This window comes from Streptomyces apricus (assembly GCF_008369065.1).
Lineage (GTDB): Bacteria > Actinomycetota > Actinomycetes > Streptomycetales > Streptomycetaceae > Streptomyces > Streptomyces apricus.
The window spans coordinates 21,191-25,992 of sequence record NZ_VDFC01000036.1; the positions used below are offsets into that span (position 1 = coordinate 21,191).

A 4,802-nucleotide genomic window follows, 5' to 3' on the forward strand; every position below is an offset into this window, starting at 1 on the left:
CGTACACCCTGCGCAGGCGGCGCTGACACCCGGACCTGCCGACCGCCGAAGATCACCCCGCTGATAGCCTTCTTCGCTCCGGTAAGAACGGCGTCGCGGGGAGTGGAACGTGCGGACCTGGCGCAGGAGCCTGGAAGCGGCCGGGGTGAGCCAGGGCGCGCTGCGCGGCGACTACGGGGAGGTCGCGCGGTTCATGCGCCGCCGGGAGCCCGCCGGCTACCTCGCGGTGCGCCTGCTGGTGCCGGCGGCCCACCAGCCGCACGCGCTCGCCGGGTACGCGTTCGCGTCGTACACCGACGACCTCTGCGACCGCGGCACGGTCCAGGAACGCGTCCTGCGCTACGACGACTGGAGCGCGCAGGTGCGCACGGCGCTGGCCTCGGGCGGCGCCGGGCACCCGCTGCTGCGGGCGTTCCTGCACACAGCGGCCGACCGCGGACTGCCGCACCGGTGGATCGAGTCGTACCTGGACGGGGCGCGGATCGACCTGGACTTCACCGGCTTCGCCACCGAGGACGACTACCAGCGGTACGTGGAGCGGCTCACCTGGCCGTTCCTGATGATCACCACGGGGCTGGCCCACCAGGGCGGCGGCAGCGCCGAGTTCGCGGCGGGCTGCCGGCTGTTCGCCGACGCGGCCCAGCGGACGGACTTCCTGACCGACCTGTCCGAGGACCTGCGCGACGGGCGCCTGTACCTGCCCGCGAGCGACCTCGAACGGCACGGGGTGACGCGCGAGGACCTCGAACAGGGCCGCGACCTGCCCGGGGTGCGCGCGCTGATCACGGCCACCGCCGCCACCGCGCGCGCCACGCTCCGGGAGGCGGACGTCCTCATGGACCACTGCCCCGCGGAACACCGCCGCCTGATGCGCTTCGTCCTGGACCTGCACCACCAGCGCCTGGACACGGTGACGGCCAGGGGCGCCTCGGTGGCCCGCCGCCCGGTCCGGGACCGTCCGCTGCGGTGCCTGCGGCTGCTGGCCCAGGGCTCCCCGTCACAGGACGCGGACCGCACGCCCGTCGGCTGAGGCGCGTCCCGTGAGGGGTCTGCGTCCTACCCGGCGAGCGGCCGGGCGTCGTACGTGATGCGGACGACGCCGTCGGTGTGCCGCCCGGTGTGCGCCCGTACGCCGAAGACGTCCCGCAGGACCTCCGGGGTCAGCACCTCCAGGACCGGGCCCGCGGCCACCACGACCCCCTCGTGCAGGACGACCAGGTGGTCGCAGAGGCGTACGGCCAGGTCCAGGTCGTGCAGGACCGCCAGGGTGGTGATCCCGGTGGCGCGGATCAGGTCCAGCAGTTCGAACCGGGCGCGGATGTCGAGGTGGTTGGTGAGTTCGTCCAGCACGAGGAGCTGGGCGTCCTGCGCCAACGCCCGTGCCAGCAGCACCCGTTGGCGCTCACCGCCGGACAGCGAGGCGTAGTCCCGGTCCACGTGGGGACGTACGCCGCAGCGGTCGATCGCCTCCTGCACGGCGCGCCGGTCCTCGGCGCCGTCCCGGCCCAGCAGCCCGTGGTGGGGGGAACGTCCCAGGGCGACGATGTCGGCGACGGTCAGGCCGGTGGTGTCGCCCCCGCCGTCCTGGAGGACCGCGGCGGTGCGGCGGGCGGCGGTGCGGGCGGACAGCGTCCACACGTCGTCGCCGCCCACCCGCACCGCTCCGTCCGCCGGGCGCAGCGAGCGGTAGACCGCGCGCAACAGGGTCGACTTGCCGCTGCCGTTGGGGCCGACGAGGCCCACGATGTGGCCCTTGTGCGCCTCCAGGCTCACGTCGCGCAGGATCGGCGTGCGGTCCAGGGTGATGCGGATGCGGTCGACGGTGAGTCTCATGTGTCAGTCCAGGCCCTTGTTGTGGCGCAGCAGCCACAGGAAGAAGGGGGCGCCCAGGAGGGCGGTGAGGATGCCCAGCGGCAGTTCGTTGGGGCGGTCGAGGGTGCGGGAGAGCAGGTCGACGAGGACCAGGTGGACCGCGCCGAGCAGGGCCGTCAGCGGCAGCAGCCTGCGGTGGTCGGCGCCGGTGCTGAGGCGGACCAGGTGCGGGATCATCAGTCCGACGAAGCCGATGCTCCCGGCGACGGCGATGACCGTTCCGGTCAGCAGGGCGCTGAGCACCAGGAGCACGGCCCGCAGCCGGTTGACGTCGACGCCCAGCGCGGTGGCCGACTCGTCGCCCGCCAGCAGGACGTTGAGCCGCCGTCCGAAGAGGGCCAGGAGCGTGGTGGTGACGAGGACGACCACGGCGACGGTGGGCACCTGGTCCCACCGGGCGCCGGCCACGCTGCCCAGCATCCAGAACATGACCGTACGCAACTCGGTGGGTGTCGCCTGGAGTTGGACGAAACTGGTCATCGAGAGGAAGACGTAGCCGACGGCGACCCCTGCCAGCACCAGCCGGGTCGGCGCCAGCCGGCCGCGCCGCCGCCCGAGTACGAACACCAGCGCGCCCGCCACCACCGCACCCACGAAGGCCGCCGCCGACACCCCGAGCCCGGCCAGCGCGGCGCCGCCGCCGAGCGTGATGACCAGGACCGCGCCGAGCGTGGCGCCGTAGGAGAAGCCCAGTACGACGGGGTCGGCGAGCGGGTTGGACACCACGGTCTGCAGGACCGCGCCCGACACGGCCAGGGCCGCGCCGACCAGGGCGGCCAGGACCACGCGCGGGGTGCGGAACCGCCACACGATCTGGTCCAGCGCGACGTCGTCCGGGGGCGCTCCCGCGCCGGTGACGTGGTGCAGGACGATCGCCCACACGTCGCCGACCGGGACGGTGACCGCCCCGACGCTGATCGCCACGGTCATCGTGGCGATCAGCACGACGGGCAGCAGGGCCAGCGCGAGGGCGGCCCTCCGCGAACCGGACCCGTTCAGAAGGCGCCGGGGTGCAGCATCCTGGCGATCTTCTCCACGGCGAGGTCGTTGCTGGGGCCGATGTACATCGAGTCCGACAGCGTCACGTACGTGTTGTTCCTGGCTGCCGGCCACTGGGGGAACTCCTTGAGCAGTTTCTCGGCGTAGGCCGTCGGGTTCGGGTCGTTGTACGCGACGACGACCAGGGCGTCCACCTCGGTGGCGGCCACCTTCTCCTTGCTCAGGTCGGCGAAGGAGGTCTCGGAGGCGTCCTCGAAGGGGTTCGAGCCGCCGGCCCGGGCGAGGATGTCGTTGTAGATGCCCTTGGCGACGACCGAGCTGAAGTCGTTGCCGCCCATGGACATGTTGGAGAACAGCACCATCACCTTCGGTGCCCTCTCGCCCTTCCCCTCCCGTTTCTGCTCCGCCTTCGCCTTCGCCGAGACGGCCGCGATGTTCTTCCTTGAGGCGGCGATCAGCTCCTCGGCCCGGGCGCCGACGTCGAAGATCTTGCCCATGTCGCGCAGCAGGGTGTAGCTGTCGGCGATGGTCATCCCCGCGTTGTCCTGGCCGCAGCCCTCCGGGGAGATGTAGCTGTTCGCGGCGACGTCCTTCAGCTGCTCCCGGGTGGCGAAGCCGTTCTTGCCGTCGAAGCCGTACGAGGTGGTGGACAGCACCAGGTCGGGGCGCAGGCCCAGCATGGCCTCGCGGGGGACGTCGAAGGCGTCGTTGGGCTTCACCCCACCGGTCGGCAAGGCCTTGACGGCCGCGGCGCGGCCCTTCACCTCGGACATGCCGTAGCTCTGCTGGTTGGCGACGATCCTGTCCTGCACGCCGAGGGCGAGGAGGGTGGAGACCTCGCCGACGGAGGCACCGTTCATGACGACGACCCGGCTCGGGGCCTTCTCGAAGGTCAGCTCCTCGCCGCAGTTCTCCAGCGTCACCGGGTAGCCGCCCTTCGCGTTCGCGGCTCCGGCCGTCCTCCTCGCGTCCGCTCCGCCGCCGTCCGGGGAGTCGTCCCCGCATGCCGCCGTGAGCAGACAGAGGGCTGCGGCCAGGGCGGTGGCGACCGGCCGGTTGATCGACATGCGGGCTCCTTGCATACGGGGTGTGCCGGCGGCTGAGGGGGTCTGCCGCAGGGGTGTGAACACCCCCGAAGACCTCTGGCGGCTGGTGGCGGAGGGCGTTGATGGGGTGGGGCCGTTTCCCGCGGACCGGGGCTGGGATCTGGAGCGGYTSTWCGACCCGSAGTTGTCGCGGCCGGGGACGAGYTAYGTGCGYGAGGGYGGGTTCCTTAAGGATGCGGCYGGTTTCGATCCGGAGTTCTTCGGGATCTCGCCGCGGGAGGCGCGGGAGTTGGATCCGCAGCAGCGGYTGCTGTTGGAGGTGTCGTGGGAGGCGTTGGAGCGTGCCCGGATCGTGCCCGCATCCCTGAAGGGSACSCCGACGGGRGTGTTYGCGGGRGTGATGTATCACGACTACCCCACCGCAGCCGGCGCAGGCAGCATCATCTCCGGCCGCATCGCCTACACCCTCGGCCTCCAAGGCCCCGCCCTCACCATCGACACCGCCTGCTCCTCCTCCCTGGTCAGCCTCCACCTGGCCACCCAAGCCCTACGGCAGAACGAATGCACCCTCGCCCTCGCCGGCGGCGTCACCATCATGTCCACCCCCGACACCTTCATCGAATTCAGCCGCCAACACGGCCTGGCCCCCGACGGACGCTGCAAATCCTTCTCCGACCACGCCGACGGCACCGCCTGGTCCGAAGGCGCCGGCATCCTCGTCCTCGAACGACTCTCACACGCACGAAACAACAACCACCAGATACTCGCCGTCATCCGAGGAACAGCCATAAACCAGGACGGCGCCTCCAACGGCCTGACCGCCCCCAACGGCCCCGCCCAACAACGCGTCATCCACCAAGCCCGCACCAACGGCCACCTCACCCC

At 71.8% G+C, this 4,802-nt stretch carries 4 protein-coding genes and 1 pseudogene; 2 read left to right on the plus strand and 3 right to left on the minus strand.

Going from position 1 to position 4,802, the window contains the following annotated elements:
* The first annotated feature begins 109 nt into the window (after nucleotides 1-109).
* The gene (locus FGF04_RS12440) at nucleotides 110-1,030 is read left to right on the plus strand and encodes a squalene/phytoene synthase family protein (RefSeq protein WP_149511371.1); all 921 of its coding nucleotides are present in this window, start codon (nucleotides 110-112) and stop codon (nucleotides 1,028-1,030) included.
* Nucleotides 1,031-1,056: 26 nt separating this feature from the next.
* Here the strand turns inward: FGF04_RS12440 and FGF04_RS12445 are convergent, their stop codons facing one another.
* The 3 genes from FGF04_RS12445 to FGF04_RS12455 form a co-directional block, all read right to left on the minus strand.
* The gene (locus tag FGF04_RS12445; protein WP_149511372.1) at nucleotides 1,057-1,833 is read right to left on the minus strand and encodes an ABC transporter ATP-binding protein; all 777 of its coding nucleotides are present in this window, start codon (nucleotides 1,831-1,833) and stop codon (nucleotides 1,057-1,059) included.
* A 3-nt stretch (nucleotides 1,834-1,836) separates the two neighbouring features.
* The gene (locus tag FGF04_RS12450) at nucleotides 1,837-2,802 is read right to left on the minus strand and encodes a FecCD family ABC transporter permease (protein ID WP_149511392.1); all 966 of its coding nucleotides are present in this window, start codon (nucleotides 2,800-2,802) and stop codon (nucleotides 1,837-1,839) included.
* 65 nt (nucleotides 2,803-2,867) lie between these two features.
* Nucleotides 2,868-3,938 (minus strand): ABC transporter substrate-binding protein, encoded by a 1,071-nt coding sequence (locus tag FGF04_RS12455; RefSeq protein WP_149511373.1) that lies wholly within the window; start codon nucleotides 3,936-3,938, stop codon nucleotides 2,868-2,870.
* A 52-nt stretch (nucleotides 3,939-3,990) separates the two neighbouring features.
* Between FGF04_RS12455 and FGF04_RS12460 the strand changes: the two are divergent.
* Nucleotides 3,991-4,802: pseudogene (locus FGF04_RS12460) on the plus strand (beta-ketoacyl synthase N-terminal-like domain-containing protein); the annotation flags it as partial.

Bases quoted from the DNA above. Each gene is read 5' to 3' on its own strand.
- FGF04_RS12445 (WP_149511372.1), bottom strand. From the start codon at position 1,833: ATGAGACTCACCGTCGACCGCATCCGCATCACCCTGGACCGCACGCCG.
- FGF04_RS12450 (WP_149511392.1), bottom strand. From the start codon at position 2,802: ATGACCGTGGCGATCAGCGTCGGGGCGGTCACCGTCCCGGTCGGCGAC.
- FGF04_RS12455 (WP_149511373.1), bottom strand. From the start codon at position 3,938: ATGTCGATCAACCGGCCGGTCGCCACCGCCCTGGCCGCAGCCCTCTGT.